This window comes from Bradyrhizobium sp. WYCCWR15520, assembly GCF_056174665.1.
Map to the genome: position 1 here is coordinate 1 of NZ_JBWBWM010000074.1, position 15,374 is coordinate 15,374.

16 protein-coding genes and 6 pseudogenes are annotated in these 15,374 nt (G+C 58.4%); 9 read left to right on the forward strand and 13 right to left on the reverse strand.

What is annotated here, in order from left to right; translation table 11 throughout:
* Positions 1 to 186 precede the first annotated feature (186 nt).
* Positions 187 to 507, reverse strand: a complete 321-nt coding sequence (locus tag AC0QUY_RS40150) for a hypothetical protein (RefSeq protein ID WP_210255656.1) — start codon at positions 505 to 507, stop codon at positions 187 to 189.
* Positions 508 to 1,593: 1,086 nt separating this feature from the next.
* On the opposite strand from AC0QUY_RS40150, the gene AC0QUY_RS40155 reads away from it, so the two are divergent.
* The gene (locus AC0QUY_RS40155; RefSeq protein WP_161851762.1) at positions 1,594 to 2,892 is read left to right on the forward strand and encodes a hypothetical protein; all 1,299 of its coding nucleotides are present in this window, start codon (positions 1,594 to 1,596) and stop codon (positions 2,890 to 2,892) included.
* Between the two features lie 38 nt (positions 2,893 to 2,930).
* Here AC0QUY_RS40155 and AC0QUY_RS40160 read toward each other — a convergent pair whose 3' ends face one another.
* Together AC0QUY_RS40160 and AC0QUY_RS40165 are read right to left on the reverse strand one after the other, a co-directional pair.
* The gene (locus AC0QUY_RS40160; RefSeq protein ID WP_475391453.1) at positions 2,931 to 3,500 is read right to left on the reverse strand and encodes a hypothetical protein; all 570 of its coding nucleotides are present in this window, start codon (positions 3,498 to 3,500) and stop codon (positions 2,931 to 2,933) included.
* Positions 3,497 to 3,853 carry a hypothetical protein gene (locus AC0QUY_RS40165; protein ID WP_161851764.1) on the reverse strand — a complete coding sequence of 119 codons (357 nt, stop codon included), beginning with the start codon at positions 3,851 to 3,853 and terminating at the stop codon, positions 3,497 to 3,499. Before AC0QUY_RS40165 ends, AC0QUY_RS40160 begins: the two co-directional genes overlap by 4 nt.
* A gap of 966 nt (positions 3,854 to 4,819) precedes the next feature.
* Here AC0QUY_RS40165 and AC0QUY_RS40170 point away from each other — a divergent pair.
* The 3 genes and pseudogenes from AC0QUY_RS40170 to AC0QUY_RS40180 form a co-directional block, all read left to right on the forward strand.
* The gene (locus tag AC0QUY_RS40170; protein ID WP_161851765.1) at positions 4,820 to 5,290 is read left to right on the forward strand and encodes a hypothetical protein; all 471 of its coding nucleotides are present in this window, start codon (positions 4,820 to 4,822) and stop codon (positions 5,288 to 5,290) included.
* Positions 5,281 to 5,559: pseudogene (locus AC0QUY_RS40175) on the forward strand (TRAP transporter substrate-binding protein); the annotation flags it as partial. The gene AC0QUY_RS40170 and the pseudogene AC0QUY_RS40175, both read left to right, overlap by 10 nt.
* 120 nt (positions 5,560 to 5,679) lie before the next feature.
* Positions 5,680 to 5,946 (forward strand): annotated as a pseudogene (locus AC0QUY_RS40180) (alpha/beta fold hydrolase); the annotation flags it as partial.
* Here AC0QUY_RS40180 and AC0QUY_RS40185 read toward each other — a convergent pair.
* Together AC0QUY_RS40185 and AC0QUY_RS40190 are read right to left on the reverse strand one after the other, a co-directional pair.
* On the reverse strand, positions 5,940 to 6,563 hold the full coding sequence (locus tag AC0QUY_RS40185) for a hypothetical protein (RefSeq protein WP_475391454.1): 624 nt from the start codon (positions 6,561 to 6,563) through the stop codon (positions 5,940 to 5,942). The pseudogene AC0QUY_RS40180 and the gene AC0QUY_RS40185 overlap by 7 nt on opposite strands.
* A gap of 141 nt (positions 6,564 to 6,704) precedes the next feature.
* Positions 6,705 to 7,273 (reverse strand): annotated as a pseudogene (locus AC0QUY_RS40190) (hypothetical protein).
* 541 nt (positions 7,274 to 7,814) lie between these two features.
* Between AC0QUY_RS40190 and AC0QUY_RS40195 the strand changes: the two are divergent.
* Positions 7,815 to 8,051: a hypothetical protein gene (locus AC0QUY_RS40195; protein WP_161851767.1), complete on the forward strand. Its 237-nt coding sequence runs from the start codon at positions 7,815 to 7,817 to the stop codon at positions 8,049 to 8,051.
* 367 nt (positions 8,052 to 8,418) lie between these two features.
* On the opposite strand, the gene AC0QUY_RS40200 is transcribed toward AC0QUY_RS40195, so the two are convergent.
* The 3 genes from AC0QUY_RS40200 to AC0QUY_RS40210 all read right to left on the reverse strand — a co-directional run bounded on the left by AC0QUY_RS40200 (position 8,419) and on the right by AC0QUY_RS40210 (position 9,354).
* Positions 8,419 to 8,676: a DUF3606 domain-containing protein gene (locus AC0QUY_RS40200; protein ID WP_161851768.1), complete on the reverse strand. Its 258-nt coding sequence runs from the start codon at positions 8,674 to 8,676 to the stop codon at positions 8,419 to 8,421.
* Between the two features lie 53 nt (positions 8,677 to 8,729).
* Positions 8,730 to 9,131 carry a tyrosine-type recombinase/integrase gene (locus tag AC0QUY_RS40205; protein ID WP_161851769.1) on the reverse strand — a complete coding sequence of 134 codons (402 nt, stop codon included), beginning with the start codon at positions 9,129 to 9,131 and terminating at the stop codon, positions 8,730 to 8,732.
* Between the two features lie 76 nt (positions 9,132 to 9,207).
* A complete protein-coding gene (locus AC0QUY_RS40210; RefSeq protein WP_371419458.1) occupies positions 9,208 to 9,354 on the reverse strand; it encodes a hypothetical protein in 147 nt (48 codons plus the stop codon).
* 116 nt (positions 9,355 to 9,470) lie between these two features.
* Between AC0QUY_RS40210 and AC0QUY_RS40215 the strand changes: the two are divergent.
* Positions 9,471 to 9,771: pseudogene (locus AC0QUY_RS40215) on the forward strand (transposase); the annotation flags it as partial.
* Between the two features lie 26 nt (positions 9,772 to 9,797).
* Here AC0QUY_RS40215 and AC0QUY_RS40220 read toward each other — a convergent pair.
* From AC0QUY_RS40220 to AC0QUY_RS40235, 4 genes and pseudogenes are all read right to left on the reverse strand, one after another.
* Positions 9,798 to 10,185, reverse strand: a pseudogene (locus tag AC0QUY_RS40220) (helix-turn-helix domain-containing protein); the annotation flags it as partial.
* Positions 10,186 to 10,651: 466 nt separating this feature from the next.
* On the reverse strand, positions 10,652 to 10,939 hold the full coding sequence (locus tag AC0QUY_RS40225; protein ID WP_202639245.1) for an ATP-dependent endonuclease: 288 nt from the start codon (positions 10,937 to 10,939) through the stop codon (positions 10,652 to 10,654).
* A 3-nt stretch (positions 10,940 to 10,942) separates the two neighbouring features.
* Positions 10,943 to 11,308 carry an ATP-dependent nuclease gene (locus AC0QUY_RS40230; protein WP_202639306.1) on the reverse strand — a complete coding sequence of 122 codons (366 nt, stop codon included), beginning with the start codon at positions 11,306 to 11,308 and terminating at the stop codon, positions 10,943 to 10,945.
* Positions 11,309 to 11,314: 6 nt separating this feature from the next.
* Positions 11,315 to 12,106 carry a hypothetical protein gene (locus tag AC0QUY_RS40235; RefSeq protein ID WP_202639246.1) on the reverse strand — a complete coding sequence of 264 codons (792 nt, stop codon included), beginning with the start codon at positions 12,104 to 12,106 and terminating at the stop codon, positions 11,315 to 11,317.
* A gap of 288 nt (positions 12,107 to 12,394) precedes the next feature.
* Between AC0QUY_RS40235 and AC0QUY_RS40240 the strand changes: the two genes are divergently transcribed.
* The 3 genes and pseudogenes from AC0QUY_RS40240 to AC0QUY_RS40250 all read left to right on the forward strand — a co-directional run.
* Positions 12,395 to 13,384: an SAM-dependent methyltransferase gene (locus AC0QUY_RS40240; protein WP_161851771.1), complete on the forward strand. Its 990-nt coding sequence runs from the start codon at positions 12,395 to 12,397 to the stop codon at positions 13,382 to 13,384.
* Positions 13,385 to 13,572: 188 nt separating this feature from the next.
* Positions 13,573 to 14,349, forward strand: a complete 777-nt coding sequence (locus tag AC0QUY_RS40245; protein ID WP_246738678.1) for a TauD/TfdA family dioxygenase — start codon at positions 13,573 to 13,575, stop codon at positions 14,347 to 14,349.
* A pseudogene (locus AC0QUY_RS40250) lies at positions 14,318 to 14,416 on the forward strand (IS481 family transposase); the annotation flags it as partial. The gene AC0QUY_RS40245 and the pseudogene AC0QUY_RS40250, both read left to right, overlap by 32 nt.
* Positions 14,417 to 15,058: 642 nt before the next feature.
* On the opposite strand, the gene AC0QUY_RS40255 reads toward AC0QUY_RS40250, so the two are convergent.
* Positions 15,059 to 15,274 carry a hypothetical protein gene (locus tag AC0QUY_RS40255; protein ID WP_161851773.1) on the reverse strand — a complete coding sequence of 72 codons (216 nt, stop codon included), beginning with the start codon at positions 15,272 to 15,274 and terminating at the stop codon, positions 15,059 to 15,061.
* Positions 15,275 to 15,374 lie beyond the last annotated feature (100 nt).

The window sequence follows — 15,374 nt, forward strand, 5'->3', positions numbered from 1 at the left end:
CGCCGGGATCTGGCGCTGCGCTATGCCGAGGGCTCCGCGCCAGCTCCCGTCGCTACCACCGCCCAACCGGGCAAATCCAATAGCCGGAGCGAACTCAGGATTGGATAAAACTTGGGGGCAAGGTCACGATAGTTGAATATTTGGTTCTCATCTCCCCAAGACAGCAAGTTATCTATCTTGCGATGGCTAACCCATTGGTGTGTTAGGACCGGCAGCGAGTGCTTGGTACGTACCTGAGCCGGTCGGCCCGTAGAAAGCCAATCCATTTCCATTCGTCCAGCCACGACTGTCACAAGGTGCCGCTATTTTGCTTGTGACGAAGACTTTCTGACCAGCCTTAACTGGAATTTTCACATAGGCTGATGCTGGTAGACAGCCGGCAAGAGTTACTTCGCTCACAGCCCCTGCAGGGCGGGCTTGTTCTTCGAGAGCCTTTTCCGGCACCTCACCAGCGAATGCCGGGGTTGCGAGGGTCAAGAACGCGAACGCGGCAAAACATCTTTTCATGAAATATCTCCCTATTTCAAACGAGGTTCGACAAAGGTGTGTCCTCCCGTTACGAACGTCGCAAACGTCTCCCAGAATATCGCTCAGCTACCTGAGGAATGCGAACAAATAACCTACTAAGTCTGGTAGCGTCGGCAGGTCCAGCCTCCTGCCATTCCGGCCGCTCGTGCTCACAATCAACATCAACTGGGGATACCTTCTCGCGGTACAACCGCTTCGGTCGAAGATGGAATCGTTGATTAATGACATCGGAATTGGACCGACCAAGCACTCGGCCCATTATTGGTAAACCTGGAGTTTCACATCGTCTCCTCGCGCTCTATGGACCCTCTCCCAGCCCTTGCCGAGCGAGATTGGGCAGCCTCCGCCACCACCTCCGACTCAAAGCGCTGCCAGAGACGTCTGATATTGTGCAGCATATGCTGGCCGTCCTCGGTTTGCATGTCGCGCAGGATTTCTTGTGCCCACACGCCTTTTACCATGCAAAGTTCGAACGTCCTCGTCGACTCCCATCCCAAGATTCATGAAGAGCTCATGATGGCGACGTTCACTTGCACTCCACTTCGTCCGTGATATCGCTAGTGAGCAGTTGGCTTCGGCCTCGCCCAGCGAGGGGTGAGAATATGGAACGGGCCATCAGAGCAATCTTCTGGCAGCCTTCGCATATCCTCGAACACATTCTTTCCAGGAGCCAATCTTTCTCTTCGAGACGAGTGTATTGATCATTCGCAACAGGGAAGGGTTCGCCAGAGCTTCGAGGCCGTCACGATGCCGATAGAACCCGAAGCGGACGATGTCGAGTGAATGTCCACTCGAGCGATGTCGAAGCCCTGCGAAGGGCGATTTCTCCTGGCAGATTCCGCGGCACAGTTGGTCGTTTTCCCTTCGGATATCAACTCTACAACATTTGGTAGTAGACGGTTCCAGCCATACGATGCTTCCATCACAATTACGAATCGTCGGCGGTAATTCGATTGCTGGCGCTGCCTGGGGCGTTACTCCTAAAACTGGGAGCCCACCTTGCGCCTGCCGAAATATTCAAGAGCTCTGGCCGAAAGCAGTATTTGCCTTCACACGGCGTGAACCATGTATAAAATCGACCGCGAGCGTTTTCTCGACCTTACCGAGAATCATGACATCCCGACAGTGCCGCAAGTCGAGGCAATACTGGAGGAAGCGGAGAGCGAGTCACTCAGCTACGCGAAGCTCAATTCACTCGTGAACGCGATCCACTCAACCGAGTTCCAGGCCATTCGCGACAAAGTTCTTGCAAAGTCCGAATTTGTCCGTCGCAAGATTTATGGCGGCTTGGTTGTTTCGATGGCACCGGTGGAAGTAACAAATCGCTGCGCGTCTGATTGTAATTTCTGTGGCTGGCGCTCCGACAACAATGAGATGCGCCGGCTAAGCCTGGACGAGCGGCTCATTGTTGTGCAGGTTGAGTACCTACTCGCGAAGGGATTCCAGCACATCGAACTTGTTGGTGGCGATGATGTAAAATTCGTAAGAGATCAGCTTCCCGTCCTTGTTCAACGAGTAAGGCAGATAATGGGCGGAAGTCTCGCAAACAGAGTACTGTTTTGCACGATGGCGCTGACGTCACGGCATTATAGAAGCCTGAAGAACGCCGGCGCTGACGGCATCATCATGTGGCAGGAGACTTATGACCATGAAGTCTATAACTCCCACATTACGAAGGGTCCCAAGGCTCGCGGCATCGATGACAGCTACAAGGTCGTGAAGAATGGTGATGGATACCGCTTCCGGCTGGAGAGCCAGGATCGCGCGCTACGAGAAGGCTTATCGGCTTCAGTTGGAGCGATGCTAGGCCTAAATCCAAATATCGGGTTCGAGATAATTGCAACCGTAGATCACGCCCGATATCTGGAAAGTTCGTACCAGCCCGCTGATCCTATTATCGTAGGCATGCCAACTTGGAACAACATTACTACGCCGCGCACCGACAAAAGACCAGCGCGCACTCTTCCGATCGACGGCTATTTTGCATTCTTCGCATCGATCTACTTTCTCGCATTGCATCGCTACCGCGCATGGATATTCCCGAATTGCAGGGTGAGCCTACCGATCCAGATCGACGCCGTTCGTGCGGCCGGTGTTTATACCTCAACTGAAGTAAAACTTGGGCCGGGTGGATATCTAAACTCGGCAATTTCCAAGCTTCCGGTCGAGCAACGAGCTGCCATCATGCAGATGCTGAAATCGACATTCAAAGGAGAGTTATCAGCAGAAAATTGGCATGATGAGCTCGACAACCTTGAGCAGTTCAAGCACGACTTTCACCATCACGAGACCTACGTAAAAGCGTTGACTGACGCCGGCTTATTCATTGGCAGCCAAACGGCGCCTAGTTCGGCGAACCATTGATCGGGAGCGTGTTGCTCACTCCAGGTCGATCATGTTCGCTACGAGTCGATCAACTGCACGTGCCGCGGTCCAAATCGCTCACGAATAAGCAGGTAGCCTTCTGGACGATCCGTTGCCATTCCGCTTCGGGCTTGAGCGTTCAGACTGGGCCGGCCCTTCGCAAAGCGCTCGCAAACGCGCTCGTGTTGCTTGACCATCACGGCGGTCAGCATTTTTATGGCTGCTCGTTCCGCTTCGAAGCCGCGCAACTTCGCAAAGGTGGAACGCAGTTGCTGCAACATCGAGGAATGGTCGCGAGCCCAAAGTCCTGTGAAGGCCTCATCCACGCCGAGCATCGGAACAACCACGTGTTTCTCGTAGTCGTTCCTGGACATATTGCCGGCAACCTTGAACGCGACTGCACACGCCCTGGTTATTGATGAGAGCCGCTGAAACTGACGAGCAGTGGCCACATGATTGTCGGCTGAAATAGCACGTTCCATTAGTTTGAGGCTGCGCTCGAGTTCGCGGCAGAGTACGAACAAGCCTTGATGACCAGTAATCCAGTTGGTGAGGGCTTCGCCGGCATGGGCCCTCCTAAGTTCCTCGTACTTCATAGGGCCATTCATGTTCGTTCTCCGTAGTTTTCTACAATCGATTGAACGGCCTCGCCCAGAATCGCCTCCTCAACATCTGTTAGGACGCTCTTGGAGCTTACAAGTGCGGCGCATCCACTCATAGTCCGAAGAAGCGCCACCAATCCGGCAAGGTCTGAATCTTTTTGGATACGCTGGACCAAGAAGAACCAGTCGTAGCGATCCATTTTGGAGCCTGAACTCGGCACCTTGTCCTCAAGAGCGACTGCGTTCACATCGGCGCCGAGAATGAGCCTCAAAGATTTCATTTGGCTTATGAGAGATGGCGAGGAGTTTCTAATGGTCTCGACTACCGCCTGCGCGCGATCTGGCGACAGATGCCTCATCAGGTCCGCCGATACCTCGATTGGAAGCATTAGATGTGGCATGGCCATAACTTAGCCTTTCTAGATCACTCCACGAGTTTCATCCAGCCTGCACAACTACACCAGAGCCGATTCAAACAAACCACGTCCGCAGACCAAGATCTTGGTTCCTGTCGCAAGCTCTGATCAAGACCAGCGGACTATGGAGCGAACTTTAATTTCAGTTTCTTGTCGACGAGCTGTTTAGTAGGCGGAGATGGCTCGATCCAAAATCGGGCAATTCTCTGGGACACTGGCAGAAAGCAAACCCGCTGCTCGTAGACGGTTGCTCGCCTTCGCAAGACCAAGAGCAAACACGGCTGGAATGCAGATCCAAGTCGACAAAACGGGACCCTCACAAGCATTGAACGCTTTGCGGTCTACACAACTAGGCGCACGCACCAACCGCCACAGCTCGGATCGGCAGGAAGACTGCGAGCCGTCGCCGGCAACGACACCGCGTTCACCGGCAGGAGCCTGGCAGATCAGCCGGGAGGCTGAAGGTTGTATCAGCGCTTAAACGGAGTGCTTTTAGTCTCATATAGCGGCTGCCTCGTCCAGCGGATCTGCCCCCAACTGATAACGCGGTTGCTGTCTGCGCGAATTTCGTCGCTCGCACGCTAGCCTCTCTGGCAGGCGAGACAGAAGCCGACGCCGCAACACAACCAGAGCACACGCCGTTCAGTCATATCTTTCCCACACAAGGGTCCCGGATTGTATCCCCGAAAAGACGAACAGGCGCCTACCAGGATTGGTCGGCCCATGAACGCCCCCCCCCGTCCCTGCCTCCTATGAAGGCGCAGGGTGGGCCGGTGATGCCGCCGCCTCCTGCGAAAGGCGGGGACGGCCCCTGGTCGGCGGAGAAGATTGCACTGTTCCAGAGTTGGATCGACGGCGGCTATCAGCCCTGAGCTGGGCGCCGTGCGCCGATTTTCTCGAGGAGCTTTCATGCAGAAGCTGACATCGATCTTCTGTTTCGTCACCTGTTCATCTTTATGCGGATCATTGGTCGCGGTCGCTCAACAGCCTCCGGTCGGTTACTTCGATATACCGCCAGGCTTCGATTATCCCGCAAACAAGCAGACACTCGAGCAATATCGGACATCGGCAAACGTTCCCGCGCAGCGCCTCCACGTCTGGAACGTGTTTGCGGGCATGACCCGGACGACGCCGGATGGGAAGTACCCGATCTTCGAAACATGGTTTTCGGAAGATGAGCTCTTTAAGGTCGGGCCGGAGCCGCAGGCACGCCGCATCGTGCGGCGCTTCAAGCAGCCCGCCCAGTTGTCGGCCATACCCGGAGAACTCGTGCCGCAAGCTGCGGGGACTGCTCTACTGTCGGAGGTGCTCTACAACTACGCGGGCTACAAGCACGTACGCACAAATCAGCTCTATCTCACCGTGGTGACCTGCCACTGAACTTTCATCCAGCGGCAGTTAGAGTCTCGGAGTGCATTCTCACCCGCCCGGCATCAGCCGCCGAGTTCGTCTACAAGTTCGCGACCGGACAGGATTCGACCCATCCGGTGAACATCCGGGCGCAGGAGGCGATCGACCGTATCCACGAGGCGACCAGCGGCCGGCTGGAGATCAGGCTCTTTCCGGCCAATCAGCTCGGCTCCGACACCGAGCTCCTGACCCAGGTTCGCAGCGGCGGTGTCGAATTCGCGGCCGACGAGGCTTCCGTCACGACGCCGGCCCTCGAGATCGTCAGTCCGGACCCGCTGCATCGAGTCAGGCGATCCGTCGAACCGCTTGTCCTTGCTCTGCATGGCGTCGGCGGCCACGCGGAGGCATACTCCAGAAACTTCGGCCCGCACGCAGAACACTTCTGGTTTGTGGCGATCGACATGCTCGGACATGGGTGGACAGCCAAGCCGGCCATCGACTACCAGGTGAAAGACTACGCAAATCATGTGCTCGCCGTCCTGAAGACGCTCGGCAGGGACAAGGCGATGATCAGCGGTGAATCGCTCGGCGGCTGGGTCGCGAACTATTTCGCCGTGCATCGTCCTGATGCTGTCGAGAAGCTCGTCCTCAACACGGCCGGTGGCTGGACAGCGCACCCTCAGTGATGGCGCGTCTGAAGACGCTGTCCAACCAGGCCGCCTCCGAGCCTTCTTGGGAGCGGATCAAGGCTCGTCTCGAATTCCTGATGTGCGACAAGAGCATGGTCTCGGACGATTTGATCGAGACACGCCGAGCGATCTATGCACAGCCGGGTTTTGCCGACACGATGAAGCGGATCATGTGTCTGCAGGAGATGGAAATCCGTGTCGGTCGCGGCGATGACGTTCGCCAACTGCAGGGCTAGATTGCGCGTGCCGCGCTGGACCGTGGTCGTATTGACGCCGACAGCATCGACGTAGAACAAGGGTCGATTGGTCGTCGTATTCGAGAGCGGCATGATCTTGAAGCCGATCGTCGCGAGCGCGTTCGGTGTCATTTTCGACATCGTCTCCGTGAAGCCCACGAAGGCGCGGCCGTGGCCTTCACTAAAACATACACCCCGGACGTATGCGTCGGAGTTCTGCGCGGTGATGTTCCAGAAGCTCGACATGTTGAGCATGGTCTTCTGGTCCACAATGTAGTCCCGATTAGGATGAGAAACTTGCGGCAGGGGATAGATGCCATCCACGCTGTGGGACGGCAAAGCCGTTGCGCGGGCATCGGGTCCAGGAGACAGGACCACGACTGGGAGGAGCCGGCGATGGCGCGGAGCGCGGGCGGCTCCCTTTGTTGCAGCGGCGCCACGAAAAAGGGCCGGCCTCGCGGACCGGCCGTCAGGTGGCTGTAGTGGAAGAGGCGTGGGGCCGAGGCCCCGCGCTGACAGTTAGTCCAACGCCGACATCTGCGCCTTGGCCGCTTTCCGGCCGACGGTGTCGGTCGTGTTGTCGACGGGACGCTCGAAAGGCTTCCAGGTCTCGCCGACGAGCTTTTCGTAAGCGGCGACGGCGCCTTCAGCGGCCATGCGAAGCGCGTGAGCCTGCACGCCCATGTCGGCGGCGAATCCACTCTTGCGCTGTGCCCGGCTATCGAAAGCTGACCGGGCCATAAAAGATCCTCATCGCGGCTGTCGTTGGCGAGCTTAGCGGTCGCATCTCGCGCTTCAGTGACTGCTCGGGTGTAGAAGCGGCGCCGTAGCGGATCCGACATAAGCACCGACGATCCGTTGAAGGTGGATCTGCATTGCGCGCCCACTCAGGTATCCTTGAGCGCGTCGGCAGTTTCGATGATAAGCCGCTCATGCAGATCGCGGATGCCGTCAGCGTCCAGGATCGCGAGCCCGAAGCTTTCGGAGATGCGCTGTGCCTGTGCCGAGTCTGGGCAGGCGAGCCGGGTGGTGACCTTGCGAAGCGGGATAACACGGGCACTGGCGCGATAACGAGCAGTTTTGGTCATGATGTCCTTTCTCGGTTTCACCCTCGGGAGCTTCAGCCCTCGCCGTCAATCCCTCGGGTGCGGTCGACAAGAACCGCCTGAGGCGGGCCGCTTCAGGGCTCGATAATGCGAAGCTGGCGCCGCGTGTCATGCTGCGCCGCCTTCATCCTCGCCAGCAGCAAGCGCGATGAGACGCTCAATCATGGGACCGCCTTTGCTGGCCAGGCCGGGAGGGGCGCACCGTACGAGCGCTTTTGGCAGCCAACCAATTTAGGTAGGTGTTCTGCGGGGCTCTTTGAATTTAGAGTTCAGTACCTCTATGCCAGCACGCTAGGGGCGGGCTGGTCAGCTTTGTGCCTTGAAGCTGACGACTGGAGTTAGCGGCGCGTGGCAGGGACAGCGCTGTACCGGTCCACCTCGAAGCGCCGAGTCACGTTGCCGCTAACTTCGATGATGAGTCGTAGCGCCAAAGAGACGAGCGAGCGAGCTTAATTCTCCGCGGTGTTCCCGCCCTCAACAAGGAAGGCAAGTCCAAAATCGGACAAAAGCACGAGGATGTCTGATGTCTAGTTCTGACCCTGACCCGGCCTTAGTCAGTGCTGTACGGGCACTGGCCACTGCAACCCTGACGGTAGCTCTTGTCGGGACTTCAGGCAAGCCCTGGTCGCCGCTGGAAGTGCTCGACGTCTATGAGGACTTTTATCACCTCCTCTATCCGAACGCGGGAAGCGGAGCCTATCAGGCGTGGAGGACCACTTCCGACGAACGCCTGAAGAAGGTTCGCGGCCCGAGTAGCTAATTATGACGTGGACATACGAAACGCATCCCGCGTCAGCCGGAATTATTATCGTCCAGGAGAATGCGCCTCCTGTTTGATGGTCGGGTTCTAGGCCAATTCATTTCCCCGGTTGTAGCCGCAGAAGAACTATCGAATCGCGGATGCCATTCTGGAGAGCCAACGAAGATGGGTATCCCTGAATATCTGTCGAGTGGCAATGCGTTCCGTACCTCGTTAACCACCGCCGCAGTCATTGACGAGCATGGAAACGCCGTGAAGCCTTCAGAGCCACCGATGCTAAACCGATACACGATCCGACGCGACGCTCTCGGATGGACTGTAGTTGATACCCTGACGGCCCTGGTAGCATGCGAGGGCAATGTCACGCTCACAGGGCTTTCGAATGAGGAGGCACACGGCTTGGCAATTGCACTCTCGTCGCTCCATCGCAAAGCCTCGCAGGACCATTGATAGCTCTAAACGGGTAGATGCCAAAAACGCGAAAAAAGGATAGTGGACTTCCCGTTGCCTTGTATTTATCGCTCAAGTACTTCCTGACTTTGGCCACCGATGATCCCAGGGCGCGAAGCGCGCCTGCTAATTGTTGACCGGACACGTTGAGCGCTTTCAGTATTCCTTTTTCCATTCCTCGTTAAGGTTGGTCCTGCTGCGGTCGGGATTACCCCGCTTTCGAGATCGTCAGCCATCGCAACTCCTGCTTGCTTGTCCCTGGCCTCCCGTTCTTCCTCTTCGCAAAATCAACGTACGTTGGGTGTCACCTTCTGCATTTGACGGGTGGGCGAAAGACGGCACCATGCTGGTACCTATCAGGCGCGGGGCGGCGTGCTGCGGGACATGCGCCTGATTGATCTTGCGTTCGAATTGAGGCGACGCGAGGGATTTCGAACCCGGGGGCAAGTGTGAGCCTAACGCGGCAACTAGCTTTTGCTCCGCCGCCTTCGTGTACCGCTCCACCTCTTCCAAGCTATCGTGGCCGTTGATGCTGGCAACAACCTTCAGCGAGAAGCCAAGCTCAGCCAGTCGACGAGCAGCGGCAAATCGCAGTGTGTGGGAGCTGCATTGCGTGGTTATAGTCGACAATAACGAGTTGCAGTCCTAGTTGGCATTTCAAGCGGCGCGCGGGCGGGTTGAGCGATAGAGATGGCGCCGGCTTTGCTCAATAAGTAGCGCCAGCCGGCGGATTTTCTGGCGGCAATCGAACCTTGCCAAACGTAGTCTCGTCGATGTCGCCACGCCTGATATCGTAGGAGGGGATCTCCGTCTGCTCCGAGATTACGCGAGCGGCAAGTTGCTCCGACGACATCTCCAAAGAGAAGAAAGCAACGATGCCACCAGCCACCGGTTTAGCCGAGCCATCGATTCTTTACCTCATCATCATCGCTGTTCGCCGTCAGGGCCTATGAGACAAATTGAAGGGTTATGCGGAGGGAGGATTTCTGGTTCATCGTAGCCACCAGGAGCGAAGATGAAGCAGAATCCGGACCGGGCAAAGCGACGGCAGAACAAGTGTTAAAGGACATTCGGCACCAGACACGCCGGCAGTATTCGGCGGAAGAGAAGATCCGTAGCGTGCTGGAAGGACTGCGGGGCGAGGAGAATATCGCCGAGCTGTGCCGGCGCGAGGGCATTGCCGCCTCAATGTACTATGGTGGTCCAAGGAGTTCCTCGAAGCCGTTAAACGTCGCCTGGGGGCGACACGGCGCGTGCGGCAAGCTCTGGCTAGATGAAGGATCTGCGTCGTGAGACGGCCGTCGTCTTCTCCTTGAACTCGTTCGCCGCCTGATCACCACTAGGCCGGGCTGGTGATGAGGTCATGCGCCTTGAGCAACCGATAGACCGACGCTTCGGAGACAAAATACTTCCGTTCGTCGGTGAACCGCACGGCCAGCTCACACGGCGACAGCTGCGGAGTTTCCAGCGCCAGGTGGATGATCTGAGCTCGCACATCGTCCGGAATGCGATTCCAGACCCGCTCCGGTCGAGATCGATGATCGGCCAGCGCGGCGCTGCCGCCCTCGCGGTAACGCTCATACCAGCGATAGAAGGTGGCCCGTGGGATGCCAGGCTTGTCCAGCGTGCGCTTGGCCGGAAGATGCGATTGCTCAACCAACTGGATGATCTCGGCCTTCTCGGTGCGTATTTCGCAAAAACGGTGTCATTCGGCCTGCAATATTGCCCCCCCCCCGTAAATTTGAACGCCGATTGACAATTGCCCCGCAGCTCCTCGATCGCGCGATTCAAGACCGCCCTGTTAGACACGCGATGTCACCCAGCTTATTGCATCTGCGATGGAGGGATGGGCTGGAGGCCGCCGGCCCGCTTCGCCAGCCGCGCGCTCAGTCGTCCTTTTCCGATGTCGGCGATCATCGCGAGAAGCTGCGTCGGATCGACCGGTGTTCCGCTTCTCCAGTCCTTGATCCGCTTCGAACGGGTCGATCCGAACCCCTTTCGTCCAAGATGTCGAGCAGGGGCTGCAGCAGTGCTGGCGTTGCGGCGATTGAGACCTCGAAGGTTCTATCGTTGAGAAAGACGCCGTAGTTCGCCGCAAAGGCCCAAACGCCGCGTAATCAAGTGTATCCCACTGCGCCCGCAGTGCGGGGTCAGCGGGCGGCTGCCCCGACGCCTTGGCTCATGGCCTCCCAAATGTCCAAGGTGCGGTTTCGCCCCAGTGGGGGTTTCGTGCCATCGAGCGGATCCCAGTCGGTGACGACGGCGAACGAAATGTTCAGCGCAGTGGCAAGCTTTACGTAAGGCCGGAAGTTGGTCCCAGCCACGTTGCAGACTGTGATGCCGAGTTCGTCGAGCCGAAAGCCCATCGTGGCGGCGAAGACGGGGACGAGCGCCTCCTCGGCGTCGCCCTCGACGAAGATCACGCCGCGGGCGAACATCAGCTACGCGCGGGTCGCGTCGAGGTACCCCTCTAGGTCGTCGATCTCCTCCGGAGAGACCGGCAGTTTTGCCAGCGAATACGCGGTCGTGATTCCGGTGCCTGATCTAAGGAATACGATCGAGCGGAGCGGCGCGACAGCCGCGAGAGTCGGCGAGTGACTCGTCACTATCATCGCCTGCGCGGGGTCCGACTTGCCGAAGAGCTTCGTGAAGACGGAGCGTTGAAGCTGGGGATGTAGGTGCGCTTCGGGCTCCTCTATGCAGAGCAGCGAATAGTTGCGCTCGTTCTTCCTCCGCCTCCAATCGAACTCGGCGAGCTTTAGGGCGATCAGGGCAACATTCGCCGAGCCGAGGCTCGCCTCGGCGATGCCGCGCTAGCCGCCGTCAATATACATCGCTATCGCGCGGAAGACTCGAAGCGGGTCAGACGGCGCAAAGCGGAGTCGAGCGTCGATATCGTGTGCTCTTCCCGCGAGAGCAAGAATGTCGGCCCTTAACGAGTCCTCGAGCATGCTAACCGAGGGGAAGGCCTCCAAGGTCTGGGCCGCGAAAGAAAGTTGCGCGGCGACGCTGTCCAGATCAGCCGCGCTGACGCTGGAAATGGCCTCCTCAAGCAGATGCCGCAGCGGCGAGCTTCGCCATGAGCCGAGCTGGCCCTCCGCGTCGCGTAGCGCATCGAGAATGTCAATCGCGATGCGGCGTCGCACGCTACTAGGAATCGTACGCGCCTCGTCCCCGCCACCGAAAACAAGAAACTCAAAGTCGGCGTCCGACTGCGGTGGCCTCCCGACGTCTTGCTTCTTGCGGAAGAGGTACGTAAGCCTCGCGACCATCGGGTCGTGTGGCGTGCGGAAGTCCGTCAGCAGAGCCGTGAGCGCCGGGTCGCCCGCGAACTCAGAGAGCTCGATTGAGACCTCGATAGGTCGATCGTAGTCCGGCCGACCGTTGTCCCAGAAGTCGGACAGGTGCAATTGTCGCGCCGCATCCGGCATCGTTGGATCGAGCACCAGCCTGAAAGCGAAGAGGAGATTGCTCTTTCCTGCTCGATTTTCGCCGAGCAGAACGATATCGCCGACAGCGGCACGTCTATCGACTGGAAATTCCGGAAATTGCTTATCGCAAGTCTGCTCAGATGCATCGAGTTTCTCCCGACGAATCGAGCGCAATGCACGCCGACCGCCGACGATCCCGGTTACCGCGAATCTTGGACAATGTACAACTGTAACGGAGTTAGCGGTTGTGCCCGAAGCTGTCTATTTCTCTCGCCGCCCAACCAATTCTGGTAGGTGCCTTGCGGATCTTCTCGGGGATACAGATCCTGCACGAGCAGAAAGGATCCAAAAACCAATCAAAGGACCAAACCAAAGTAGAACCTACGCGGAAAGGACCAACATTCATCGATGGTATTTGGGACGCGGTCAGCGTCTTTGCGGGTTTGATGGAGCGGAAACACATTGAGCACCGACGCTGCGAGTTTACGTTCTCATCGTCAGTCCCGTTTTAGTCTTTGCTGTTGCGCACGGGCGACAGCTCTCTGCATCGGAGCGCCGATCATGTCTGCACCACCCAAACTTGGCATCCTGGCCATCATCGGAACCGGAATCCAAGGAGGACGGCAGTTGACCAGAGAGGCGATCACGCGGATCAAGAGTGCCGACGTGATCATGTTCTGCGTGTCCGAGCCACTAACCCGTGACTGGCTGCTTGAGCTGCGCCCAGACGCCGAGGATCTCTCGCGCTTCTATGCGGATGGCAAGGATCGGCGCACCACCTACGAGGAGATGGTTGAGAGCATGCTCGAGCCGGTTCGCCAGGGCAAGTCCGTCGCGGCGGCGTTCTATGGCCATCCAGGCGTCTTTGTCTCGCCCTCACATGAGGCCGTCAAGCGCGCCCGGCGCGAGGGCTATCGCGCCTTCATGCAACCTGCCATCTCCGCGGAGGCTTGCCTTTACGCTGACCTTGGCATCGATCCGGCGGAGCACGGCTGCCTGTCCTTTGAGGCGAGCGAGTGGCTCGTTTTCGGCCACAGGCTTGATCCGAGCTGCGCCGTGATTCTATGGCAGGTCGATTGCGTCGGCGAGGCCAGCTATCAGAGCGAGGGCTACAACGTTGCGCATGTGCCGCTCCTCATCGAGAGCCTCCTACGCTATTATGACGCTGATCACATTGGATATCTCTACCATGCACCCGTCCTGCCGATCGGCCGCTCAAAGGTTTGGCCGGTGAAAATCCGTGAACTGCACGAGACATTGCGGCGGTACAGAACCGCCGGGACGCTGTTCATCCCACCGGCGGCAGAGCCGCCAGTCGACCTCGATATGGCGCGCCGCCTTGGCATATCTGCCGACGAACTTGAAAGGGATATTCACATGCCGCCCTGGGGTGTCGATCCGCGCTTCCAGGTTGTCATGGGCAACACGGCCGAGCCGGAGCCTCACCCGTGACCAGCGAGCCAGCGACGCCTGGCTGCGTACAGCGGAGAGTCAATTTCTCCACGGGTGCACTATGGGATGCCTTTATCAGCGTCCGCCCGGAGGTTTGGCGATTTGAGATTCCCTTGCCCCTCCTCGATCCCGCGCCTCTTGCGGAGGTCTCCGCTTACGACTGGGCAGCGATCGTCCGCTCCGATCTCGTGCTTGACGCCGAGGATGCGCAGGCGGGTTTCTTTGCAAGAGTTGAACAGGCGCTGGGGCAGGGGCCCGGTTTCGCGCTGCTCAGCCGCATCCCCGTCGAGACCCTTTCCTTCCGCGAGGCGCGCTTGCTCCACATCATAATGGCGAAGAGGTTTGGACGCTTGCGCCCGCAGGATGTCTCAGGATCCTACCTCTGCGACGTGGTCGACCCAGACATGCCCGGCCATATGCAGAGCGACGAGCAAGTTGCGCTCGGACGACGCTGGAACGACTTGCCCTGCCATACCGACCACGCCTTCGGCCGTGACCCTCCGCGCCGCCTCGCCTTCCTCTGCTTCCGCGCGGCGGAGGCGGGCGGCGCGGTACGGCTAGCTAGTGCGGCGACGCTGCTCGCACGTGTCGCGAAGATGGCGCCCAGCCTTGTTGAGGACCTGCGGCGCCCCGTTCCCTTTGACGTGACGCGACAGATTGACCCTGCCGACGAGGCGCTCGACGCTGTCGCGATCCTCGACTCCGATGCTGACGGCACTCGTTTGCGCTATCTCTATCACCAGATCGCTTACGCGCGCCTCGACCCGCGACAGCGCGCGGCGGTGGGAGCTTTGGAGATGGCTCTTGCCGAACCAGGGCTCATCGCCGAACTCATGCCCTCACCAGGTGACACGCTTTTGATCAACAACGGCATCGTCCTGCATGGCCGGGGCGCTTACCGCAATAGGCAGGTGCCACCTACTCCGCGCCATCCGCTACAATTGGCACCGGCCGCATGGCAGTAACGGTTCGATGCCACCGATCAGCAAACTCGCTCTAACTAGGAACAACCTGTTGAGGCTCCACAACTAGAGCCTTGCCATATCGGTCTTCATTGTTGCTTCCCTTCTCAATGAGAGGATCAATCAGTGATGGCGGTCGGCAGCTCCTGCCGCCGGGTAACGAGAGCGCTCAAGAGTCGTGCCAACCGCGGGCGAAGAGACCCCGAACAACCGTCCTACATTCTATTCAACAACTTAACTGCGAGCGCGGCAGCCTGTCGGTCGAATAGTCATGTCTCGCAGATGCGACAAACGACAAACCAAGCAATTGAGAGCAACGCAAGTCACGTCGGAAGAGCTACAGCCGGAAGCGGGGGGTGGCGTTAAACGCGAGCGATGTTCTTTCGCAGATTTCGGTAAGTCGCGCCACACCATTTCCGGAACGGGCGCTCTGGACTGCGGGTGATCAGCTCTCAACGGACTTGCTCCTCATGGCCCAGGCGTTACTTGCCGGGCTTCTTCGATACCTTCGCATTTCGGGGATGTGCTACATGCATCGTGGATGAAGACATGGGCATTGAAGCGGCAAGCTACGTTCAAAAGCCCGTCAGGATGAAGCGGCTGCAACATGACCGAGTTGCTAAAACTCGCTTCGGACTAAGGCCTCCCGTGGTCGAGCCCAAGCGTAATTACGCCATCGTCTGCAATACCAGAATGGACGCCAATTGGCGTCTCAGGAGCTTGGCGAGGCGACGCCGCTGAATCGGTCAAGCTGAAACGCCTTCGGCGCGATCAGTTTCGCATCGAGTGCCAGATCCGCGAGCATCGTACCGATCGCGCTGGCGAACTTCGCACCGTGGCCGGAGCAAGGCGATGCGACGACGATGCGTGGGTCGGCCGGAAGTCGATCGATGATGAATTCGTCGTCCGTGAAGAAGATTGATTTCACGCTGGATTAAGCCGACCGCCGGAGAAGAGTGCGGTCAGGAAGAGGTGCAGCAAAAGCCTGAGCCAGCGGATGAGGCGGCGGAAGTTGTAGCCGGCGGCGG

Excerpts from the sequence above, each read along its gene's own strand:
- AC0QUY_RS40150 (WP_210255656.1), bottom strand. The coding sequence starts at position 507 with ATGAAAAGATGTTTTGCCGCGTTCGCGTTCTTGACCCTCGCAACCCCG.
- AC0QUY_RS40155 (WP_161851762.1), top strand. The coding sequence starts at position 1,594 with ATGTATAAAATCGACCGCGAGCGTTTTCTCGACCTTACCGAGAATCAT.
- AC0QUY_RS40160 (WP_475391453.1), bottom strand. The coding sequence starts at position 3,500 with ATGAATGGCCCTATGAAGTACGAGGAACTTAGGAGGGCCCATGCCGGC.
- AC0QUY_RS40165 (WP_161851764.1), bottom strand. The coding sequence starts at position 3,853 with ATGAGGCATCTGTCGCCAGATCGCGCGCAGGCGGTAGTCGAGACCATT.
- AC0QUY_RS40170 (WP_161851765.1), top strand. The coding sequence starts at position 4,820 with ATGCAGAAGCTGACATCGATCTTCTGTTTCGTCACCTGTTCATCTTTA.
- AC0QUY_RS40195 (WP_161851767.1), top strand. The coding sequence starts at position 7,815 with ATGTCTAGTTCTGACCCTGACCCGGCCTTAGTCAGTGCTGTACGGGCA.
- AC0QUY_RS40200 (WP_161851768.1), bottom strand. The coding sequence starts at position 8,676 with ATGGAAAAAGGAATACTGAAAGCGCTCAACGTGTCCGGTCAACAATTA.
- AC0QUY_RS40210 (WP_371419458.1), bottom strand. The coding sequence starts at position 9,354 with ATGTCGTCGGAGCAACTTGCCGCTCGCGTAATCTCGGAGCAGACGGAG.
- AC0QUY_RS40225 (WP_202639245.1), bottom strand. The coding sequence starts at position 10,939 with ATGTTCGCCCGCGGCGTGATCTTCGTCGAGGGCGACGCCGAGGAGGCG.